Origin of the sequence: Sphingomonas sp. (genome assembly GCF_026460985.1) — a bacterium.
Lineage (GTDB): Bacteria > Pseudomonadota > Alphaproteobacteria > Sphingomonadales > Sphingomonadaceae > Sphingomonas.
The window spans coordinates 13,390-33,990 of the sequence record NZ_JAPKNM010000064.1 but is presented as its reverse complement, the minus strand read 5'-3'; the positions used below and the strand labels follow the sequence as shown (position 1 = coordinate 33,990).

General features: G+C 68.4%; 17 protein-coding genes. 10 read left to right on the top strand and 7 right to left on the bottom strand.

Features of this window, described 5'->3' with window-relative positions:
• The first annotated feature begins 194 nt into the window (after positions 1 to 194).
• Complete coding sequence (locus MT490_RS10200) at positions 195 to 434, top strand: hypothetical protein (RefSeq protein WP_297386822.1); 240 nt, start codon at positions 195 to 197, stop codon at positions 432 to 434.
• A 206-nt stretch (positions 435 to 640) separates the two neighbouring features.
• Here the strand turns inward: MT490_RS10200 and MT490_RS10195 are convergent, their stop codons facing one another.
• The 6 genes from MT490_RS10195 to MT490_RS10170 all read right to left on the bottom strand — a co-directional run bounded on the left by MT490_RS10195 (position 641) and on the right by MT490_RS10170 (position 7,122).
• Positions 641 to 1,963, bottom strand: coding sequence for an ATP-binding protein (locus MT490_RS10195; RefSeq protein ID WP_297386819.1), 1,323 nt, complete (start codon positions 1,961 to 1,963; stop codon positions 641 to 643).
• Between the two features lie 196 nt (positions 1,964 to 2,159).
• A complete protein-coding gene (locus MT490_RS10190; protein ID WP_297386816.1) occupies positions 2,160 to 2,879 on the bottom strand; it encodes a response regulator in 720 nt (239 codons plus the stop codon).
• An 80-nt stretch (positions 2,880 to 2,959) separates the two neighbouring features.
• Entirely contained in the window at positions 2,960 to 3,430 is a 471-nt protein-coding gene (locus MT490_RS10185) for an EF-hand domain-containing protein (RefSeq protein ID WP_297386813.1), read from the bottom strand.
• Between the two features lie 149 nt (positions 3,431 to 3,579).
• A complete protein-coding gene (locus MT490_RS10180) occupies positions 3,580 to 4,353 on the bottom strand; it encodes a thioesterase family protein (RefSeq protein WP_297386809.1) in 774 nt (257 codons plus the stop codon).
• On the bottom strand, positions 4,350 to 5,843 hold the full coding sequence (locus MT490_RS10175; RefSeq protein ID WP_297386806.1) for a class I adenylate-forming enzyme family protein: 1,494 nt from the start codon (positions 5,841 to 5,843) through the stop codon (positions 4,350 to 4,352). Before MT490_RS10175 ends, MT490_RS10180 begins: the two co-directional genes overlap by 4 nt.
• 61 nt (positions 5,844 to 5,904) lie before the next feature.
• Positions 5,905 to 7,122, bottom strand: a complete 1,218-nt coding sequence (locus MT490_RS10170) for an MFS transporter (protein WP_297386801.1) — start codon at positions 7,120 to 7,122, stop codon at positions 5,905 to 5,907.
• Positions 7,123 to 7,386: 264 nt separating this feature from the next.
• On the opposite strand from MT490_RS10170, the gene MT490_RS10165 reads away from it, so the two are divergent.
• The 3 genes from MT490_RS10165 (at position 7,387) to MT490_RS10155 (ending at position 12,986) form a co-directional block, all read left to right on the top strand.
• The gene (locus MT490_RS10165) at positions 7,387 to 8,607 is read left to right on the top strand and encodes an acyl-CoA dehydrogenase family protein (RefSeq protein ID WP_297386798.1); all 1,221 of its coding nucleotides are present in this window, start codon (positions 7,387 to 7,389) and stop codon (positions 8,605 to 8,607) included.
• Between the two features lie 99 nt (positions 8,608 to 8,706).
• On the top strand, positions 8,707 to 9,777 hold the full coding sequence (locus tag MT490_RS10160; protein ID WP_297386795.1) for an acyl-CoA dehydrogenase family protein: 1,071 nt from the start codon (positions 8,707 to 8,709) through the stop codon (positions 9,775 to 9,777).
• Positions 9,778 to 10,253: 476 nt separating this feature from the next.
• Positions 10,254 to 12,986: a TonB-dependent receptor gene (locus MT490_RS10155; protein WP_297387043.1), complete on the top strand. Its 2,733-nt coding sequence runs from the start codon at positions 10,254 to 10,256 to the stop codon at positions 12,984 to 12,986.
• Between the two features lie 258 nt (positions 12,987 to 13,244).
• Here MT490_RS10155 and MT490_RS10150 read toward each other — a convergent pair whose 3' ends face one another.
• Entirely contained in the window at positions 13,245 to 14,486 is a 1,242-nt protein-coding gene (locus MT490_RS10150) for a TetR/AcrR family transcriptional regulator (RefSeq protein WP_297386792.1), read from the bottom strand.
• A gap of 141 nt (positions 14,487 to 14,627) precedes the next feature.
• Between MT490_RS10150 and MT490_RS10145 the strand changes: the two genes are divergently transcribed.
• The 6 genes from MT490_RS10145 to MT490_RS10120 all read left to right on the top strand — a co-directional run bounded on the left by MT490_RS10145 (position 14,628) and on the right by MT490_RS10120 (position 20,589).
• On the top strand, positions 14,628 to 15,911 hold the full coding sequence (locus tag MT490_RS10145) for an acyl-CoA dehydrogenase family protein (RefSeq protein WP_297386789.1): 1,284 nt from the start codon (positions 14,628 to 14,630) through the stop codon (positions 15,909 to 15,911).
• Between the two features lie 142 nt (positions 15,912 to 16,053).
• Positions 16,054 to 17,139 carry a Zn-dependent alcohol dehydrogenase gene (locus MT490_RS10140; RefSeq protein WP_297386786.1) on the top strand — a complete coding sequence of 362 codons (1,086 nt, stop codon included), beginning with the start codon at positions 16,054 to 16,056 and terminating at the stop codon, positions 17,137 to 17,139.
• Complete coding sequence (locus tag MT490_RS10135) at positions 17,136 to 18,155, top strand: phosphotransferase family protein (protein ID WP_297386783.1); 1,020 nt, start codon at positions 17,136 to 17,138, stop codon at positions 18,153 to 18,155. The genes MT490_RS10140 and MT490_RS10135 overlap by 4 nt, the downstream gene beginning before the upstream one ends.
• A gap of 133 nt (positions 18,156 to 18,288) precedes the next feature.
• Positions 18,289 to 19,074: a glucose 1-dehydrogenase gene (locus MT490_RS10130; RefSeq protein ID WP_297386780.1), complete on the top strand. Its 786-nt coding sequence runs from the start codon at positions 18,289 to 18,291 to the stop codon at positions 19,072 to 19,074.
• Between the two features lie 56 nt (positions 19,075 to 19,130).
• The gene (locus MT490_RS10125) at positions 19,131 to 19,847 is read left to right on the top strand and encodes a TonB-dependent receptor (protein ID WP_297386777.1); all 717 of its coding nucleotides are present in this window, start codon (positions 19,131 to 19,133) and stop codon (positions 19,845 to 19,847) included.
• 1 nt (position 19,848) lies between these two features.
• A complete protein-coding gene (locus MT490_RS10120) occupies positions 19,849 to 20,589 on the top strand; it encodes a TonB-dependent receptor (protein ID WP_297386775.1) in 741 nt (246 codons plus the stop codon).
• Positions 20,590 to 20,601 lie beyond the last annotated feature (12 nt).

Sequence of the window (20,601 nt, the reverse complement as noted above, 5' to 3'; positions counted from 1 at the left end):
TCGCCAAAGCTTGTTGCTGATTTATGAACGGCGGGGGCGTCACGCATTTCTTCGTCCAAGCGAAAGTCGGGATCTCGCGCGGCGGGCACGTGGCCTGAGGCCCCGGCTTTCGCCGGGGTGACGGGTGTTGGACAAAATCGCGCCGATCCGGATCGATCGCTGCAACCAGCGGATTTCCCGCGCATTTTGCCTCTATGCCGCATTATTACTTCCAGCTGCGGACAAGCAACGCGGTCCCCCATGTCGAGCGGGGCGGGGAGTTTCCCGACCTGACCAGCGCGCTTGCCGAAGCGCATTCGGCGGCGCGCGTCATGCTTCATAGCCGGATACGTGAGGCGCCGCTGGACGTGCATGGCAGCCTGGACATCGAGGACGAGCGGCATCGGACGGTGGCGCGCATCCTGCTCGCGGATGTGGCGCGGCAGATATCGTAGGATGGTCAGCCGTTCTGCATTCCTCTCCCTTAGGGAGAGGTAGCGAAGCTTGGCGGCTTGCCGCCTAGCGTAGCTTGGTGAGGGGTTCCCGGACTATCGGGAGGGTGAAACCCCTCACCCAGCTCCGACTAAGGCCTTGCTTCGCAAGACCTAAGTCTGCGCAACCCTCTCCCTATGGGAGAGGGGAAGGGCGGGAACGCCCGCGCTCAGCTGCGCGGCAGGGTGATCGTCGCGGTGAGGCCGCCGCCTTCGCGGTTGGCCAGGGTGATGTCGCCGCGGGCGTCGGCGACGATCGCCCGGGCGAGCGCGAGGCCGAGGCCGATGCCGCCGGTCTCGCGGTTGCGCGAGGTCTCGAGCCTGGTGAAGGGATCGAAGACGGCGGCGAGCTTGTCGGCCGGGATACCGGGGCCGCGATCGGCGACCTCGATCGCGACGGTGCTCTCGCCGGCCAGCAGCCGCACCTCGGCGCCGCCGCCATATTTGACTGCGTTCTCGATCAGGTTGCGGACCGCGCGTCGCATCAGCGAGGGGCGCAGGTGCATCTTGAGCCGCGGCGCTTCCTCGAACGCGACGTCGTGGTCGAGATCGCGGAAATCGTCGACCACCGCGTCGATCAGCGCGGCGAGGTCGACATCGATGGGCGGCTCGCTGGGCCGACCCAGCCGCGCCAGCGAGAGGATGTCGTCGAGCGTGCGGTTCATCTCGTCGATCGTGTCGGCCATGCGGTTGCGGTCGTCGTCGTCCTCGACCGATTCGATGCGGACGCGCAAAGCGGCGAGCGGCGTGCGCAGATCGTGGCCGATCGCGCCGAGCATGCGGTCCTTCTCGTCGAGCATCGCGTTCACGCGCAGGCTGAGCGCATTGTAGGCGGCGATCACGGCGCGAACGTCGCTGGGGCCGCGCTCCTCGAGCGGCGTGGCGCCATCGCCGGGACGGAAGGCGCGCGCGGCGCCCGCCAGCGAGCGCAGCGGCTTCGAGATGCGGCGGACGATCCACATCACCGGCAGCAGGATGATGACGTAGAGGATCAACGTCTGGAAGGTCAGCGCCGCGATCAATCGGCGATCGGGCCGGACCCAGGGCGCATTGACCGTCAGCCAGCCCTTGCCGGGCTGCTCGATCGCGACGACGAGGACGGCGCCGGGACCGGGACGCTTGCGATCGCGCTTTTCCTCCGCGGCGAGCGGACGGATCCCGGTGTCGATGCTGCGAAAGGAAATCCCGGCCTCGGCCAGCTGGCTCCGCACCTCGTCGGCGACTTCGTTCCGGCGTTCGAGCGCGGGCGGGATCGGGTTGGCGGCGACGCGGCGGACGCGACCGCGGTCCGGCGCGAGCAGGCGACCGCTGATCCGCTCGCGTTCGAGCGCGTCGACGATGCGGGTGGTCGCCTGCTGCGCGGCATAGGCGAGCCGGAACTGCGCGCGGTCGCGCACGGCGATGGTGAAGTTGAGCGCCTGCGCGGTGAAGAGGGCGACCGCGATCAGCAGCGCCATCTGGCCGGCGAGGGAGCGGGGGAGGAAGCGGGTCATGCGATGGGCTTGCCGCTGGGAACTCCCCTCCCTGCAAGGGAGGGGATTAAGGGGTGGGTTCCGCGTCGGGCGGGGCTCGATGCCCCGGCCGGCGCGTTCTGACGAGGCGCGGAATGAGTCTTTTTGAGCGCGCAGACGCGCGCACCCACCCCCCGCCCCTCCCTTGCAGGGAGGGGAGGCTGAAAGGCGAGGGGACTCAAAGCCGCGTCACCTCGGCGGCGAGGGTGTAGCCGCCGCCCCAGACGGTCTTGATCAGGGTGGGGTTCCTGGCGTCGGGCTCGATCTTCTTCCTGAGGCGGCTGACCTGGTTGTCGATCGCGCGATCGAAGGCGGCGGCTTCGCGGCCCTGGGTCAGGTCGAGCAGCTGGTCGCGGGTGAGGACCTGGCGCGGGCGGGTGACCAATGCGTGGAGGAGGTTGTACTCGCCGGTGGAGAGCGGGACCGACACGCCTTCGCGGTCGACCAGGGCGCGCTCGCCGGTCTTGAGCACCCAGCCGGCGAAGGAGAAGCTGCCGGTCTCGGGCGCATGCTGCTTGGCGCCGCCCGCGGCCATGCGGCGGAGGATGACCTTGATCCGCGCGGCGAGCTCGCGGGGACTGAACGGCTTCACGACATAATCGTCGGCGCCCATTTCGAGCCCGACGATCCGGTCGGTCTCCTCGCTGCGCGCGGTGAGCAGGATCACCGGCGTCTCGCCGGTCTCGCGGATGTGGCGGCACAGGCTGAGGCCGTCCTCGCCCGGCATCATGATGTCGAGGATGACGAGATCGATCGCATAGGCCGCCATCCGCGCGCGTGCGCCCTCCGCGTCGCCGGCCTGCGTCACGCGGAATCCCTGCTTGGTGAGATATTGCGCGAGCGGCTCGCGGATCGAGCGTTCGTCGTCGACAAGGAGGAGATGGGGGGCTTCGGACATGCTGCGACCGTAACGTCTCCGGTGGCGAAAAGAAGTGCCGGGCGGCGAGAGGAGGAGGGGCCGCCCGGCACAGGCGGTGGTCAGTTCGCGTCGGGCGCCGCGCCGCGGCGCTCCATCCGGGCGCGCATCTTGTCGCGCGCGGCGTCGCGTTCGGCCTGGTCGATCGTGCCGTCCTTGTTGGCGTCGACCCGCTCGAAGCGGCGCGTGGCCTGGGCGCGCTGCTCGTCGAGCGAGATCGCGCCGTCGCCGTCGGTATCGATCCGGCTCAGCATCCGGCCGCCGCGGCCGGCACCGTCGCCGCCGGGACGTTCGTCCTTGCTGATCTTGCCGTCCTTGTTGGCGTCGAGCTTGGCGAAGCGCGCGTCGACATCGGCGAGCATCTCGGCCTTGGTGACGGCGCCGTCGTTATTGGCGTCGGCGAGCTTGAGCGGATTGCCGCCGCTCATGCGGTCCTGGGGCGCGGGGGTGGGGGCAGAGGTCTGTTGCGCGGCGAAAGCGGCGCCGGCGAGCAGACCCGTGGCGAGCAGCGCGGCTGCGATGGTCTTCTTCATGGTACGAAACTCCAGCATAGTGCACGGTCCGTGCCGCGACTGTACGCCTTTTGCCCCGGGGCTGTCGCACGGGTTTGTCAGTCGGCGTTCAAGTTGTCGCAAATTGTCGCGAAGCTCAGCCGAAGATGGCGACGCGTCCTTTGTGGGGCTCAGCCAAAAATGGCGACGCCCTGTACCGCCTCGGCCACGGGTTCGCCGGCGGCGTTCCAGATCGCCATGCGCTGGCTGCTATAGCCGTGATGCGCGGCGTCGGCGCGGGCGCTGAGCAGCCACCAGCCGTCCTGGGTAGCGGGTTCAGGCGCGAGGAAGTTGATCTGCCAGTTGAGCGAGCTGAGCGGGGTCTGGCGCTCGGCGGCGAGCTTGAACGCGCCGGGCGGGAGCGCGTCGCCGATCGCCATGAGCTCGACCATCGCGTGGAGACCGTCCCGGGCGCGCAGGCGGGCCCAGCGGAGCCATTCGGCGGCGCCGAGCTCGGCCTTGGGGTCCCAGAAGTTGAAGTTGCCGGTGAAGAAGGTCTCGGGGCCGGTGTAGAGCGCGGCGTCGGGCGCGGGCGGCGCCGCAGGGGCGCGAGGCGACTGGTCGTGCGCGATCGCCGAAGGGAGCTCGGCCATGAACACGAAGGTGGCGCGCAGGCCGAGGCCGGCCTCCGACGTCACGTCGGACTGGAGGAAGGCGGCGTTGCGGCCGCGGCGGAGCCTGGTCGCGGTTACGGAGACCTCGCCGGCGAGCGGGCCGATGAACGCGACCTGCGCCGAGCGGAGCGGGGGCAAGTCGGGCTCGAGATCGAGCGCGGCCTGGAGCGCGAGCGCGGCGGAGAGCCCGCCGAACGCAGTGCGGCCCTGCATCCAGTCGGCCGGGATCGCAGCGCGGAAACCGGCGTCGTGGCGTTCGGCCGCGGCGAGGATGTCGGCGATGGGGGTCATAGATGGCGGTCGCGCAGCTCGCGCTTGAGCACCTTGCCGATCGCGCTGCGGGGGAGCTCGTCGACGCGGCGGAGGTCGGCGACGCGCTGGGTCTTGCCGAGGCGCGCGTTGCACCAGGCGAGGATCCCGGCCGGATCGCCGCCGCCGACATAGAAGCCGACCGGGGTCTCGCCCCATTGCTCGGAGGGGATGCCGACCACCGCGCAGTCGGACACGTCCGGATGCTCCGCCAGCACCGCCTCGAGGTCGGAAGGATAGACGTTGAACCCGCCCGAGATGATCAGGTCCTTCTTGCGATCGAGCAAGGTGAGGAAGCCGTCCGCGTCGAAGCGGCCGATGTCGCCGTGGCGGATGAAGCGGTTGCCGGCCGCGTCGTGCCAGGCCGCGGCATCGGTGGCGTCGGAGCGGCCGTGATAGCCGGTCATCATCGCGGGCGAGCGGCCGACGACTTCGCCGGTTTCGCCCTGCGCCACCTCGCGCCCCGCGTCGTCGATCAGGCGGATGTCGTGGCCCTCGATCGGCTTACCGACGGTGTGGAGCTTGTCGGGATGGGCGTTGCAGACGAGGACCGTCGTGCCGCCGCCCTCGGTCATGCCGTAATATTCGACGAGCAGGCCCGGCCAGCGCGCGAGCACGTCCGCCTTGAGCGCGGGGGAGAAGGGCGCGCTGGTGCAGGTCTTGAGGGTGAAGCTGGAGAGGTCGAAACGGTCGAACTCGGGATCGGCCATGATCCGGCGATATTGGACCGGGACGAGCATGGTGACGCTGCCGCGATGCTTCTCGGCCTGGACCAGATAGTCGCGCGCGTCGAACTTCGCCATCAGCACCACTGTGCCGCCCCAGCCGAGCGTGGGGAGGAAGCTGACCAGCGTGGTGTTCGAATAGAGCGGCGTGGCGACCATCGTCACCGCCCGGTCGAAGCCCGGCGGCGCGCGGCTGATATGGACCCAGCGCATCGCGTGCGGCTGGACGATGCCCTTGGGCGTGCCGGTGGTGCCCGAGGAATAGATGATGTTGAACGGGTCGTGCGCGGAGACGGTCACAGGCGCGGGCGTGCCGTTGCCGAGCCACGCGTCCAGGCGTTCGAGCGCGACTTTCCGCACGGGTACGTCGATGTCGTGCGCGGCGTCGTGGAAGAGGATCGGCGCGGCGCAGTCGGCAACCATAGCGGCGAGCTGCGCGGGCGTGGCCGAGGGAGCGAGCGGCGCGGCGACGCAGCCGGCCCGGAGCGCGCCGAGGAAGACCAGGGCGTAATCGAGCGAGGAGGGGCCGAGGATCGCCACCGCCTGGCCCCGCGCCACGCCGTCGCGCTGGAGCGAGTAGGCGATGCGGTCCATCGCGCGGTCGAGCTCGGTATAGCTGATGACGCGGTCGCCGAAGATGATCGCGGGCTTGGCGCCGCGCTCGGCGGCATGCGCTCGGATGAGGTCGGCGAGCGTGGCGAAGTCGCTTGCGAGCATCGCCCCGGCAGTCGTTTCAGGTTCCTCCATGACGCGGAACGCTAGTCGAGGGGTGGGGCGAACGCCATACGCAAGTTTCGAAGATGCAGGCTCAGCTGGTGGCAGGCGCCGTCGCGACCCGCGGCACGACGCGGAAAACCACGATGAGCAGCGCCGCCAGCGCGAGGGTCGCGGCGAACACGAAATTGCCCGCGGGGAAGCCGCGCTCGGCGCCGAAGGCCAGCGCCTGGCTGAGCACCAGCGGCGCGAGGATCAGCGCTACGCTGTTGAGGCTGGCCATGCCGCCCTGCAACGCGCCCTGGTGCTGCGCGTCGGTCATCCGCGAGAGGAGGGCGTTGATCGACGGCCAGGCGAGTGCCTGGAACGCGCTGAGCGGGATGAGCGCATAGACCATCCAGCCCTCGCGCACGAAGACATAGCCGAGGAAGACCGAGCCGCCGGCGAGGATGCCGAGCACCACGGTGCGCTCCTCGCCCCAGCGCTTGATCGCGCGGCCGGTGACCAGCGTCTGGACCAAAGCCATCGCCAGCCCCGAGGCGGCGAGCGACCAGCCGATCGCCTCCTCGTCCCAGCCGAGCGCGATCTCGCTCCAGAAGGCCCAGGTCGACGGATAGACCATGTGCGCGAACTGCCAGAGGAAGGCGGCGAGCAGCAGCCAGCCGGCATTGCCGGCGTGGAAGAGCGGCTTGAAGGCGGCGAAGACGTGCGCGTTGCCCCAGCGGAAGGCGCGGCGGCGCTCGGGCAGCATCGTCTCGGGGAGCGCGACGATGATCCACAGGGCGTTGAGCCCGGCGAGCACTGCGGCGGCGATGAACGGCGCGCGGGTGCCCAGGCCCGCGATCAGCCCGCCCATCGCTGGGCCGAGGATGAAGCCGATCCCGAAGGCCGCGCCCATCAGCCCGAAGGTCGCGCCGCGCTTCTCGGGCGGGGTGACGTCGGCGAGCACGGCATTGGCGGGGCCGTAGGAGGCGCCCGCGACCCCGGCGATCATGCGGCCGACGAACAGCCAGGCGATCGACGGCGCGGCGGCCATGAAGGCGTAATCGGCGGCGAAGGCGAGCATCGAGAAGAGCAGCACCGGGCGCCGGCCGAAGCTGTCGCCGAGCGTGCCGAGGATCGGCCCGGCGAAGAACTGGGTGACGGCATAGGCCGCGAGCATATAGCCGCCGATCCGCGCGGCATCCTCGAGGGATACGTGTGCGAGCTCGACGACGAGGCGGGGCAAGACCGGCATGACGATGCCGAAGCCGATCGAATCGATCATCACGGCGGCGAGCACGATCGGTACCGCGCGGTGGTGGAATGTCATGTCGGGCCCCTTTTCGGGTGGGGTTGTAGCGGCATCTGCCCCGGTTCGTCATCCCCGTTCCCCCAAAGTCGTCACCCCCGCGAAAGCGGGGGCCCATCTCCTGCAGATGCCCACAATGCCACCGTCGTAGTTGTGGCCCGTCCGGGAGATGGGCCCCCGCTTTCGCGGGGGTGACGGGGGAAGGGTTGGGATGACGGAGAAACCTTGACGCCACGCACGCCATACCGCAGTTTCGAATCGAGCCGAAAACGGCAGGAGAGGATAATGGCGACAGCAGCCGAGATCGACGCGCCGGCGGACCCGCAGGACGCGTTCCGCACGGAGGTCCGCGACTGGCTCGCGGCGCATTTCCCGCCTTCGCTGAAGGGCAAGGACAATGCGATGTCGGCGGTCGAGGGGCCGCACGAGAATTCGCCCGAGGAAGAGGCCTGGCAGCAGGCGATGGGCGAAAAGGGCTGGGGCGTGCCGACCTGGCCGAAGGAATATGGCGGCGGCGGGCTGAGCCGGGCCGAGGCGCGCGTGCTCCAGGAGGAGATGGCGCGTGCGGGCGCGTGGAACCCGATCGGCGGGATGGGCGTGATGATGTTCGGCCCGACCCTGCTCGAATATGGCAGCGAGGCGCAGAAGCAGGAGCATATCCCGGCGATCGCCCGGGGGACGGTGCGCTGGTGCCAGGGCTATTCGGAGCCGGGCGCGGGATCGGACCTCGCGTCGCTCCAGTGTTTCGCCGAGGACATGGGCGACCATTATCTGGTCAACGGGCAGAAGACCTGGACCAGCGGCGGGCAATGGGCGGACAAATGTTTCATGCTCGTCCGCACCGACAAGTCGAAGAAGCATGAAGGCATCACCTTCCTGCTCGTCGACATGGACACGCCGGGGATCGAAGTGAAGCCGATCCGGCTGATCTCGGGCTCGTCGCCCTTTTGCGAGACCTTCTTCACCGACGTGAAGGTGCCCAAGACGAACCGCGTCGGCGCCGAAGGGCAGGGCTGGACGATCGGCAAGCGGCTGCTCCAGCACGAGCGCTCGAGCCTGTCGGGCGGTGGATCGACCGCGGGGCGGATGTTCGCGGGAACGCCGCTGGGGCAGATCGCGAAGAAATATGTCGGGGTCGACGAGCAGGGGCGGATCGCCGATGCCGATCTGCGCAGCCGCATCGTGCGGCACGAGATGGATTTGCGCGCCTTCATGCTGACGCTGCGTCGGGCCTCGCTGGAGGCCAAGTCGAACCAGGGGCCGTCGGCCGCCACTTCGATCATGAAGAATGTCGGCGCGCGGATCATGCAGGAGCGCTCCGAGCTGCTGATCGAGATCCGCGGGATGGCCGGGCTCGGCTGGGAAGGCGAGGGGTTCGGGGAGGACGCGCTGAAGGACGTGCGCGCCTGGCTCTTCGGCAAGGCGGTGTCGATCTATGGCGGGTCGAGCGAGATCCAGAACAACGTGATCGCCAAGCGGATCCTGGGGATGCTGGATCATCAATAGCGAACAAGACCGTCACCCCGGCGGAAGCCGGGGCCTCGTGCGGCGAGCGCACGGCATGTGGAGGGAGATCCCGGCTTTCGCCGGGATGACGAGGTGGAAATGGCAGTCCTGACCGAAGAACAGACGATGCTGCGCGACATGGCGCGCGAATGGGCGGACAATGAGGCGCCCGTCTCGGCGTTCCGGAAGATGCGCGACGCCGCGCCGGCCGAATTCTACGACGCTGCCGCATGGCAGGCGCAGGCGGAGATGGGCTGGGCCGGGATCCTGGTCCCCGAGGCGCAGGGCGGCGTGGGGATGGGCTATGTGTCGCTCGGGCTCGTGCTCGAGCAGCTCGGGCGCAACCTGGTCGCGACGCCGCTGGCGGCGACCGCGGCGGCGACCAGCGCGCTGCTGCTCGGCGGCTCCGATGCGCAGCAGGCCGAATGGCTGCCGCCGATCGCGGCGGGCGAGGTCGTCGCGGCGCTGGCGGTGGACGAAGGGCCGCGCTTCGCGCCCGAGGGGATCGCGACGCGCGTCGAGAATGGCAGGCTCAGCGGCACCAAGGAATTCGTCGCCGAGGGCGACAGCGCGCAATTGTTCGTCGTGGCGGCGATCGACGGGCTCTATCTGGTGCCGGGCGACGAGGGCGTGACGCGAAGCCCGCGCAGGCTCACCGATGGGCGCAGCCATGCGCAGGTCCGCTTCGAGAACGCGCCCGCCGAGAAATTGGAGGGCGGGAGCGATCTGCTCACCCAGGTGACCGATCGGGCAGCGGCGGCCTTGTGTGCCGAGATGCTGGGGATGGCCGAGGCGGCGTTCGCGCAGACCAACGACTATCTCAAGACGCGCGTCCAGTTCGGCCAGGTGCTCGCCTCGTTCCAGGCGCTGCAGCACCGGATGGCGAAGATGTTCACCGAGCTCGAGCTGATGCGCTCGGTGGTCGAGGGTGCGCTGGAGGCGATCGACTCCGGGCGCGCCGACGTCCGCCAGGAGGTCAGCCTGGCCAAGGCCGTCGCGGGCGAGACGCTCCACCTCGTCAGCCGCGAGATGATCCAGCTCCACGGCGGCATCGGCATGACCGACGAGCATGACGCGGGCTTCTATTTGAAGCGCGCACGGGTGCTGGAGGCGATGTGGGGCAATGCCGCCTGGCATCGCGACCGCTTTGCCCGGCTGGGCGGGTATTGAGCCGCATCGGCTAGGGCGGAATGACATACAAATCCTCCCCCGCCAGGGGGAGGTGTCAGCCGCAGGCTGACGGAGGGGGCGGAAGCACGGTGCTCAATTGGAGAGTGCGCCGCTTACCTCCCCCTCCGACGCCTTCGGCGCCACCTCCCCCTGGCGGGGGAGGATTGGAAACTCGCGCGGACCTGAATGTCGATGCCTGGGGCAATAAGGGATCAACGTGACTACCCCTCCGTTCGCTCGAAACGAACGGGAAAGGTTTCTGCGTCATGCTCCAACGACTTTCCCGATCGGCTTTCCGAAAGCCGGTTTGCCGGCGCGCCCATATCTGCCGACTGGTGCAAACGGGCAACACCTCGCGGCAAGTCCCACTTTGCAACCTTTGTTACGCTTGACGGTCCCTGACTGAAAGGCTGTTATTCGAGGGTAGGGTATGGAACCGGCAAGCGTTCCGGCCCGTGGTGGGAGAGAAAATGATGATGCGGTTACGCCTTCTGTCGGCCTGTGCGGCGCCGGCGATGATCATGGCGCTCGCAGCGCCGGCTTTTGCGCAGGATGCCCAGAACACCACCAGCCAGGCCGCCGAGCCGGAGAGCGAGGGCGCCAACGAAGTCGTCATCACCGCACAGGGCCGCGCGCAGGTCCTCGCCGACGTGCCGCTCGCGGTCTCGGCGATCAGCGCCGAGACGCTCCAGCAATCGGGCGCCAACGATATCCGCCAGCTGAACCAGGTCGCGCCGTCGCTGCTCGTCTCGTCGACCGGCAGCGAGGCCAATGGATCGGCGCGCATCCGCGGCATCGGCACGGTGGGCGACAATCCCGGGCTGGAGAGCTCGGTCGCGGTGTTCATCGACGGCGTCTATCGCTCGCGCTCGGGCATCGGCCTCAACGAGCTTGGCGAGATCGACCGGATCGAAGTGCTGCGCGGGCCGCAGGGCACCTTGTTCGGGCGCAACGCCTCGGCGGGCCTGATCAACATCGTGAGCAAGGCGCCGGGCCCGAACTATGCCGCGGGCGCCGAGTTCACCTATGGCAATTACGATCAGATCCGCGCCTCGGGCTATATCAACGTGCCGCTGGGCGACAGCCTCGCCGCGCGCGTCGACAGCGTCTATGTGCGCCGCGACGGCTATTACCAGGACGTCGTCAACGATCAGGACATCAACGATCGCAACCGCTATTTCGTGCGCGGGCAATTGCTGTTCGAGCCATCGAGCGACCTGACGATCCGGCTGATCGGCGACTATACCAAGCGCAACGAGAATTGCTGCGCGGCGACCTATGTCAGCCGCGAGATGAACCCCTTCATCGGCAACCTCAACGACCCCACGCAGAACAACATCGTCCGCGTGCTGCAAGGGCTGGGGCAGCCCGCGGCGGCGTTCACCGAGGGCTATAGCCGCGACGTCTACGTGACCCCGGGCCGCAGCTATTTCGGCCGCACCGAGGATTGGGGCGCATCGCTCCAGGTCGACTGGAATCTCGGCGGGGCGAAGCTGACTTCGATCACCGGCTATCGCGACTATTCGAGCGACCAGGGATCGGACACCGATTACAGCTATGTCGACATCCTGTACCGCGCCGCCGACGGCAATTCCTCGCGCGGGTTCAAGACGTTCAGCCAGGAATTGCGGTTGCAGGGCACCGCGTTCGGCGACAAGCTCGACTGGCTGATCGGCGGCTATTACGCCAATGAGGATCTGGAGGTCACCGACAACCTCCGCTTCGGCCGCCAATATGGCCGGTTCGCGACGTGCCGCCTGGTCTCGGGCAGCGGCCTGGCGGCGCTCTACTCGCCGACCTCGGCGGGGTGCCTCGCGGCGCGTCCGGCGGCGTTCGGCGCCGCGTCGCCGGCGATCTACGCGGCGATCGACCGGCTCGACGGGATCAACGATCGCGGCTCGACGCTCGACCGCTACAACCAGAACAGCCGCAACTGGGCGCTGTTCACGCACAATATCGTCCATGTCGCCAAGGGCCTCGATCTGACCCTGGGGCTTCGCTACACCAACGAGCGCAAGCGCTTCGACGCGACCTTCGGCAACGACAATGTCGCCTGCACCCAGAACCAGGCGGCGCTGCTGCCGCTGCGCCCGGTGGCCGCGCTGACCGCGGTGGTGGACGGCATCCTCGGCCTCTCGTGCCAGGGCAATTCCACGGCCGAGCTCAACGGCGTCTCGATCAACGACGAGCGCAAGGAGGACGAATTCACCGGCACCGCGGTGATCTCGTACAAGCCAATGGACGATTTGCTGCTCTACGGCAGCTATTCGCGCGGCTACAAGGCTGGCGGGTTCAACCTCGACCGCTCGGCGCTCAAGGTGCCGATCCTGCCGTTCGGCGGCCAGGCGGGGGCGCAGGCGCTGGTCGGCAACCTCCAGTTCGATCCCGAGATCGTCAACGCCTTCGAGATCGGCCTGAAATATTCGACCGGGCCGTTCAGCCTGAACATCGCGGGCTTCCGGCAGGAGTTCAAGAACTTCCAGCTCAACACCTTCAACGGCACCGTCTTCCTGGTGCAGAACATCAACGGGTGCAGTGCCGACCTGAACGGCGGCGACCGCGACCAGAGCAAGTTCCCGACCGCGCCCAACTACAATGCCGCCGCGTCGACGACGGGCGCGTGCGGGGCCGACGACGTGACGTACGGCGTGCTGTCGCAGGGCGTCGAGCTCGAGGCGTCGCTGGTGCCGCATCGCGACATCCGCGTCGGGCTGGGCCTCACGTATTCCGAGACCAAGTATCGGGAGCAACTGGTCGGCAACGCCTCGGGTGCGCCGCTCGACCAGGCACTGCGGAAGCTGCCGGGCGACAATCTGTCGAACGCGCCGGAGATCGTCGCGACCGCGTCGTTCGCCTGGACGCCGGACATCGGCGGTTCGGGGCTGAGCGGGCTGGTCTATTTCGACACGCGCCTGACCGACGACTATAATACCGGATCGGACCTGTTCCCGCAGAAGGAGCAGGACAGCTATGCGATCTTCAACGCGCGCATCGGCCTGCGCGGACGCGACCAGCTCTGGTCGATCGAATTCTGGGGCCAGAACATCTTCAACGAGAACTACACCCAGGTGGCGTTCAACTCGCCCTTCCAGGAAGGCGCGGTGGCCGCGCCCTTCACCGACCCGCAATATCCGGGCGGGCGGCAGCTCTTCTCGGCCTATCTGGCCGAGCCGCGGACCTATGGCGTGACGTTACGCGCGCGCTACTGAGCGCACGCGAGGGCAGGGGCGGGCTCGCGGGGCGACCTGCGGGCCCGTTTCCGTCGATGCGTTGGCGAGAACGCGGTGGTGGATCGACATTGAGGCGCGCGAGGCGATGTCAAATCCTCCCCCGCCAGGGGGAGGTGGCACGCGTAGCGTGACGGAGGGGGCGGAAGCACTGCGCTCAATTGGAGAGGGGCTCGCTTACCTCCCCCTCCGACGCCTTCGGCGCCACCTCCCCCTGGCGGGGGAGGATATGAGCTGGACCTAACCGGCCGCCAGCACGCGATCGTCGAACAGGCCGAAGGCGAGCGTGGAGGCGTAGAAGGCCACGGCCTTCTCGCGCGGCATGGTGCTTGCCCATTTGCGCATGTCGAAGGCGGCGTTCTGGAGCGCCATCAGTGCTTGCGACGCGACCAGCGGGTCGATCGCGCGGATCGAACCCTGGGCGATGCCGTCCGAAAGCATGCCGGCGAAGCGGCGGGCGATGCGGTTCGAGCGGTCGATCATCGTCGTGCGCACGCGCGGGGGCAGGCCCGACAGCGCGGTGGTGCGCAGCAAGGGGCCGCGCTCGGAGAATTGATAGTCGAGCAGGGTCGCCACGGTGCTCTCGAGCCGCTCCCAATGGCTGCCCTCATGGCTCTCGGCGAGGCGCTGGGCGTCGGCGATGATGTCGAAGCTGCGCTTGTAGCAGGCGATGACCAACTCGTCCTTGGCGTCGAGATGGTGGTAGAAGCTGCCCTTGGTGACGTTCAATTCCGAGGCGATACGCTGCACCGAGGCGCCGCGATAGCCGAGCTCGTTGATCAGCCGCGTCGCCGCGAGCAGGAAGGCCTCGCGGCCGGGTTCGGGCTCGTCATGCTCGAGATCGAGCAGCCCGGGCGTCCAGTCCTGCCCCGGCGCGGCGATGCCGGAGCGGAACACGTCCATCAGCCGCGCCTCGACGCGGGGATATTCGTCGACCTCGTAGCGCGGCAGCCAGGCGGTGAGCCAGAAGGTGTTCTCGAGCAGCACGTGCGCGCGGGCGCCGAACAGGTCGGTCTCGGCGCGGTTGGCGCCGGCGCCCCACAGGCTGCGGGTCTTGCGGAAGATGTTGCGCCAGCCCGTGAGGAGCTGGCCCTTCATCGGATCCTCCATCGCACGCAGGTCCGAGAGGATCGCGAAGTCGCGCTCCTCGCCGCGGCGGATGCGCGCGAGCCGCTCCATGTTGATGTTGAGATAGCGCGCGACGCGGGCCTCGGGCGTCGGCTCCGCGAGCGCGGCGTCGAGCATGGCGTCGAGCCGTTCGAGCGTCTGCTCGAAGGCGGCGGCGGCGAGATCCTCCTTGCGCTTGAAATAGTAAGTGACCGACGTGGTGTTGAGCCCGACGCGGCGCGCGACGTCGGCGAAGGTCATGCCCTTCGCGCTCTGTTCGTTTATGGCGTCGGCCGCCGCGGCGAGGATCGCGTCGCGCTTCGCCTGGAAGCGCTTGGTGCCGCCGCCGCCTTCGATGTTCCCCGGTGCATTCATTGCAATCAGCTTAGCGATTTCGCGGCGCAGCCAAAGCGTTTTTTGAAGGTGCGTGTCCCGAATTTCGCTGCGCCGTTCCCCTTTACCGAATATGCGGTACGGTCTAGGCAGGGGGAAACAACAGTTCGGAGGGTGCTTGCCATGGACTTCACGCTGACCGAGCGGGAGACGCATTTCCGCGACCGGGTGAAGGCGTTCATCGACGGCGAGATCCGCCCCCGCGACGGCGACTATCGCGCCCAGCAGAAAGAGGGCGGCCGCTGGAAGATACTCCCGGTGATCGAGGAGGTGAAGGCCAAGGCCAAGGCCGCCGGATTGTGGAACTTCTTCATGCCGCCGCATTCGGGCGGTCCCCAGGTCGACGACAGCTTCGCGTTCGAGGGCACGCAGCTCAGCAACCTCGAATATGCGCTGTGCGCCGAGGAGATGGGGCGGCTCGGCTGGGCCTCGGAGTGCTTCAACTGCTCGGCGCCCGATACCGGCAACATGGAAGTGCTCCACCGCTACGGGACGCGCGAGCAGAAGGAGGCGTGGCTGCGGCCGCTGATGCGAGGCGAGATCCGCTCGGCCTTCCTGATGACCGAGCCGGCGGTGGCCTCCTCCGACGCGACCAATATCGAGACGCGGATGGAGCGGGACGGCGATCATTATGTGATCAACGGGCGGAAATGGTGGTCCTCGGGCGTGGGAGACCCGCGCTGCGCGATCGCGATCGTGATGGGCAAGACCAGCCCGGACGCCGCGCGGCACGCCCAGCAGAGCCAGATCCTGGTGCCGCTCGACGCCCCCGGCGTGCGCATCGAACGGATGCTTTCGGTTTTCGGGTATGATCATGCGCCGCACGGGCATGGCGAGGTGGTGCTCGAGAATGTCCGCGTGCCGGTCGAGAACGTCATCCTCGGCGAGGGGCGCGGATTCGAGATCGCGCAGGGACGGCTCGGGCCGGGGCGCATCCATCATTGCATGCGCACCATCGGGGTCGCCGAGGAAGCGATCGAGGCGATGGCGAAGCGGCTCGTCAGCCGCGTCGCGTTCGGCAAGCGGCTCTCGGACCATAGCGTGTGGGAGCAGCGCATCGCCCGCGCGCGGATCGACATCGAGATGACGCGCCTGCTCTGCCTCAAGGCGGCGGACATGATGGACAAGGCGGGCAACAAGGCGGCGCAGCTCGAGATCGCGATGATCAAGGTGCAGGCGCCCAGCATGGCGCTGCAGATCATCGACGACGCGATCCAGGCGCATGGCGGCGCGGGCGTCTCCGACGATTTCGGGCTCGCGCACGACTGGGCTGGCATCCGCACGCTGCGGCTCGCCGACGGGCCCGACGAGGTCCACAACCGGGCGATCGCGCGGGCGGAGTTCGGGAAGTGGGGGGACTTCAAGGCGGATCGGGTGAGCAGCGGAGAGATCGGGGTTTCGCGCTGAACCAAAACAATCGTCATCCCCGCGAAAGCGGGGACCCATCTCCGGGACGAGCGGCAAACGCACCGGTGCGATTGTGGATGTTGCGGGAGATGGGTCCCCGCTTTCGCGGGGATGACGATAAAAAAGCGACTACGGAGCAGGAATGAAAGCAGCCGTACTTTTCGAAGCCGGGAAACCGCTGGAGATCGCCGAGGTGCGGGTCGACAAGCCCGGCCCGCGCGAGGTGCTGATCCGCACCGTGGCGTGCGGGGTGTGCCGTTCGGACCTGCATTTCGTCGACGGCGCCTTCCCGCATCCCGTCCCGACCGTGCCGGGGCACGAGGCGGCGGGGATCGTCGAGGCGGTGGGCAGCGACGTCGCGCATCTGAAGCCCGGCGACCATGTCATCACCTTCTTCACGGTGTTCTGCGGCGCGTGCGAGATGTGCGTGAGCGGGCGGCCGTCGCTGTGCATCGATCCCTCGACGCGGCGGCCCGCCGATGCCGAACCGCGGCTGAAGCTCGTCGACGGCACCCCGCTGGCGCCGTTCCTCAACCTATCGGCCTTTGCCGAGATGATGCTGGTGCACGAGAATGCGTGCGTGGCGATCAGCAAGGAGATGCCGCTCGATCGCGCGGCGTTGCTCGGCTGTGCGGTGATCACCGGCGCGGGAGCGATCTTCAACGACAGCCGGGTGCGGCCGGGCGAGAGCGTCGCGGTGATCGGCGCGGGCGGGATCGGGCTCGCGGCGATCAACGCCGCCCGGATCGCGGGCGCCGGACAGATCCTCGCGATCGACCCTGTCCCCGAGAAGCGCGAGCTGGCGATGAAGCTCGGCGCGACCGGTACGCTCGACCCCAATTCGGAAACGATCGTCAAGGACGTGCTCAAGCGCACCAATGGCGGGGTCCATTATGCGATCGAGGCGGTGGGGCGGCCGAGCACCGCCGAGCTGGCCTGGAGCATCCTCCGCCGGGGCGGCACCGCGACGATCCTGGGGATGATCGCGCCGGGCAACAATGTCAGCCTGCCGGGGCCGACTTTCCTCACGGGCAAGAAGATCCAGGGATCGCTGCTGGGGAGCACGCGCTTCCCGATCGACATGCCGCGGCTGGTGCAGATGTATCTCGACGGGCTGCTCGACCTCGACACGATGGTCGCCGAGCGGATCCGGCTGGAGGAGGTGAACGAGGCGATGCAGAAATTGCGCGACGGGCACAGCGTGCGATCGGTGATCGAGTTCGCATGAGCGACCTCGACGAAGCCAGACTGGGCGGTTGGCTGGCGGGCAATGTCGCGGGCTTTGCCGGGCCGTTCCGCATCGAGAAGTTCGCGGGCGGGCAGAGCAATCCGACCTATCGCATTGATGCGGCGAGCGGATCCTATGTGCTCCGGCGCAAGCCGTTCGGGCCGATCCTGCCTTCGGCGCATGCGGTGGAGCGCGAGCACCAGCTGATCGCGGCGCTGCACCCGACCGGCTTTCCGGTCGCGCGGCCCTATGGGCTCTGCGAGGACGCAGCGGTGATCGGCGCGCCCTTCTACCTCATGGAGATGATCGAGGGGCGGACCTTCTGGGACGGGGCGCTGCCCGGCATGGCGCCGGCGGGGCGGACCGCGGTCTATGAGGCGATCGTCGACACGCTCGCGGCGCTGCATGGCGTCGATTACGCCGCGGCGGGGCTGGGCGAGTACGGCAAGCCGGGCAATTATTTCGAGCGGCAGGTGGCGCGTTGGTCGAAGCAGTACCGGATGAGCCAGACCGACGATGTGCCCGAGGTCGAGCGGCTGATCGAATGGCTGCCGCGGACGGTGCCGCCGCAGACGCGGACGAGCATCGTCCATGGCGACTTCCGCATCGACAACATGATCTTCGCGCCCGCCGAGCCGCGGGTGCTGGCGGTGCTCGACTGGGAATTGTCGACGCTCGGCGATCCGCTGGCGGACTTCTCCTATTTCCTGATGAACTGGGTCACCGAGCCCGAGGGACGTTCGGGGGTGAAGGGGCTGACCGGGCCGGAAACGGGCATTCCGACGATCGAGGCGATGGTGGCGCGCTATTGCGCGGCGACCGGGCACGACGGGGTGCCCGACCTCAACTGGTATTTCGCGTACAATTTGTTCCGGCTCACGGGTATCGTCCAGGGGATCAAGAAGCGCATGATCGACGGCAATGCGTCGAGCGCGCAGGCGGCCGAGACGGTGGCGCGGCTGCCGGGGCTGGCGGCCTCGGCGTGGGGGTTCGCCGAGAAAGCGGGGGCGGCGTGAGAAATGCAGGCCGTCATCCCCGCGAAGGCGGGGACCCATCTCCGCAGCTATCCACGCGTCAAACGGCTGTTGCATATGGTTGCTTCGGCACGAGATGGGCCCCCGCCTTCGCGGGGGTGACGGAGGAAGTTTGATGCGGTTCAAGGACAAGGTCGTCATCGTCACCGGCGCTGGCTCCGGGATCGGGAGCGCCACGGCGCGGCTGTTCGCGGCCGAGGGCGCGCATGTGGTCGCGGCCGATATGGCCGGCACGGTCTACGCCACGGTCGAAGGGCTGGGCGATGCGCTGGCGGTGCAGATGGACGCGGGCGACGAGGGCGATGTCGAGCGGCTCGTCGCCACGGCGTGCGAGCGCTTCGGCGGGCTCGACATCTTCTTCGCCAATGCCGGGATTTCGGGCGGGGCGTCGGGCATCTTCGATTCCTCCGTCGAGCTCTGGACCGAGGTGCTGCGGGTGAATCTGATCGGGCCGGCGCTGGCGATCAAGCATGCGGGGCCGAAGATCGTCGAGCGGGGCGGCGGCGCGATCCTGTGCACCGCGAGCGTGGCGGGGCTGCGCTCGGGGGCGGGCGGGCCGGCCTATTCGGCGTCGAAGGCGGGCGTGATCAACCTCGTCCAGAGCGCCGCGCAGCAGCTCGCGACCTCGAACGTGCGGGTCAACGCGATCTGCCCCGGGCTGATCGAGACCGGGATGACCGCGCGCGCCTTCGAATATGCGCGCGAGATGGGCAAGGAGGACAAGCTCGGCCGGCTCAACCCGCTGCGCCGCGCGGGCGCGCCCGAGGAGATCGCGCGCGTGGCGCTGTTCCTCGCCAGCGACGAGGCGAGCTATGTCAACGGCCAGGCCTGGGTCGTGGACGGCGGGCTCTCGTCGAGCCATCCGGTGACGCGGCAGGAGTTCGGCAAGCCCGCCTTCTGATTGACAGCATGGTTCCGGCCCCGCACCTTTCCTTGCGGAAAAGGGAGGGGAATTCCATGCGAAAGCGGATCAAGGCGGCGATCGCGGTTGCGTTGCTGGGCGTCGCGACGCCTGCATTGGCGCAGGAAGTGGTGGTCACCGCGGCGCGGCGCGGCGCCTATCTCAATGCCGAAGTCAACCAGAGCAGCTCGCGCCCGATCATCAACCTGCGCCGCACCGCCGACTTCGCGGTGCAGCCCGCGCAGATCATCGGCGACACGCGCGAGGAGCTGAAGCGGCACGAGGAAATCTACGCGATGCTGCGGGGCGCGATCGAGCTGGCCGACAAGCACGGCGTGGAACTCGCGATCGGCGACTATATCGTCGAGCCGCTCACCCTCGCCAACTACAAGAACCTGGCCCTGGGCGGCGGCGGGCGATCGGATACCAATGTGGCGCGCTTCCTGATCAAGGCGAAGCTGGTCGCGGGGATGGACGCCAAGACGGCGCTCGAGCGGATCACCAAGTTCACCAAGGCGGTGCCGGCGGTGGGGCGCGCCGAGATCGAGAGCCTGGGCGCGCTGACGCTCTCGGTGGTCAATCCCGACCAGTATCGCGCGCAGATCACCGACCTGATCGTCGCCGATGCGGCGGCGACCGCGGCGAAGTTCGGGCCCGACTACGGCGTGCAGGCGACCGGGCTCGATCGGCCGGTCGAATGGGCACGGGCGAGCCTGACCGAAGTCTTCCTGTATCTGCCCGCGGCCTACACCGTCGTTCCGAAGCCGCGCTGACATGCGAGGGATCGATATCGCCCTGATCGGGCTGGGCCTGCTCACCGGCGCTGCGCCCGCACTGGCGCAGGACGAAGGCCAGGAGATCATCGTCACCGCCGCGCGCAACTCGCCGGGCTATACCAGCGACGGTGAGCCGCTGCCCGTCGCGGTCAAGCCGGCGCCGGCGCTGCGGCTGCGGCGGACCGCCGACTTCGCGGTGCAGAGCGTGCGCATCATCGGCGACACGCGCGACGAGGCGAAGCGGCGCGAGGAGATCTATGCGATGCTGAAGGGCGCGATCGCGCTCGCCGGCAAGCATGGCGTCGAGCTGGCGACCGGCGACTATATCGTCGAGCCGCTCACTCCGGCCAATTATCGCAACCTGATCCTCGAGCAGGATGACGATCGGGAGGATGCGGAAGAGGCGACGTTCCTGGTCAAGACGCCGCTGACGAAGGGAGCGGACGCCAAGGCCGCGCTCGACCGGATCACCAAGTTCGTCCAGGCGGTCCCCGCCGTCGGGCGCGCGGAGATCGAGGCCGAAGGCGACCTCACCCTGTCGGTGGTCGGGCCCGACCAGTATCGCGGCCAGATCGTCGACCTGGTCGCCGCCGATGCGGCGAAGGTGGCGGCCAAGTTCGGGCCGGGCCAGGGCGTGATCGTCAACGGGCTCGACCGGCCGGTGGAGTGGTCGCGCGTCGGGCTGACCGAAGTCTCGCTTTACCTGCCGGTGAGCTACAGCGTGGTGCCGAAGCCTTAGGTTTCAGCCACT

Coding starts and splice junctions, on each gene's coding strand:
- MT490_RS10150 (WP_297386792.1), bottom strand. CDS start 14,486: ATGAATGCACCGGGGAACATCGAAGGCGGCGGCGGCACCAAGCGCTTC.
- MT490_RS10200 (WP_297386822.1), top strand. CDS start 195: ATGCCGCATTATTACTTCCAGCTGCGGACAAGCAACGCGGTCCCCCAT.
- MT490_RS10165 (WP_297386798.1), top strand. CDS start 7,387: ATGGCGACAGCAGCCGAGATCGACGCGCCGGCGGACCCGCAGGACGCG.
- MT490_RS10160 (WP_297386795.1), top strand. CDS start 8,707: ATGGCAGTCCTGACCGAAGAACAGACGATGCTGCGCGACATGGCGCGC.
- MT490_RS10175 (WP_297386806.1), bottom strand. CDS start 5,843: ATGGAGGAACCTGAAACGACTGCCGGGGCGATGCTCGCAAGCGACTTC.
- MT490_RS10155 (WP_297387043.1), top strand. CDS start 10,254: ATGCGGTTACGCCTTCTGTCGGCCTGTGCGGCGCCGGCGATGATCATG.
- MT490_RS10195 (WP_297386819.1), bottom strand. CDS start 1,963: ATGACCCGCTTCCTCCCCCGCTCCCTCGCCGGCCAGATGGCGCTGCTG.
- MT490_RS10125 (WP_297386777.1), top strand. CDS start 19,131: ATGCGAAAGCGGATCAAGGCGGCGATCGCGGTTGCGTTGCTGGGCGTC.
- MT490_RS10130 (WP_297386780.1), top strand. CDS start 18,289: ATGCGGTTCAAGGACAAGGTCGTCATCGTCACCGGCGCTGGCTCCGGG.
- MT490_RS10145 (WP_297386789.1), top strand. CDS start 14,628: ATGGACTTCACGCTGACCGAGCGGGAGACGCATTTCCGCGACCGGGTG.
- MT490_RS10190 (WP_297386816.1), bottom strand. CDS start 2,879: ATGTCCGAAGCCCCCCATCTCCTCCTTGTCGACGACGAACGCTCGATC.
- MT490_RS10140 (WP_297386786.1), top strand. CDS start 16,054: ATGAAAGCAGCCGTACTTTTCGAAGCCGGGAAACCGCTGGAGATCGCC.
- MT490_RS10135 (WP_297386783.1), top strand. CDS start 17,136: ATGAGCGACCTCGACGAAGCCAGACTGGGCGGTTGGCTGGCGGGCAAT.
- MT490_RS10185 (WP_297386813.1), bottom strand. CDS start 3,430: ATGAAGAAGACCATCGCAGCCGCGCTGCTCGCCACGGGTCTGCTCGCC.
- MT490_RS10120 (WP_297386775.1), top strand. CDS start 19,849: ATGCGAGGGATCGATATCGCCCTGATCGGGCTGGGCCTGCTCACCGGC.
- MT490_RS10170 (WP_297386801.1), bottom strand. CDS start 7,122: ATGACATTCCACCACCGCGCGGTACCGATCGTGCTCGCCGCCGTGATG.
- MT490_RS10180 (WP_297386809.1), bottom strand. CDS start 4,353: ATGACCCCCATCGCCGACATCCTCGCCGCGGCCGAACGCCACGACGCC.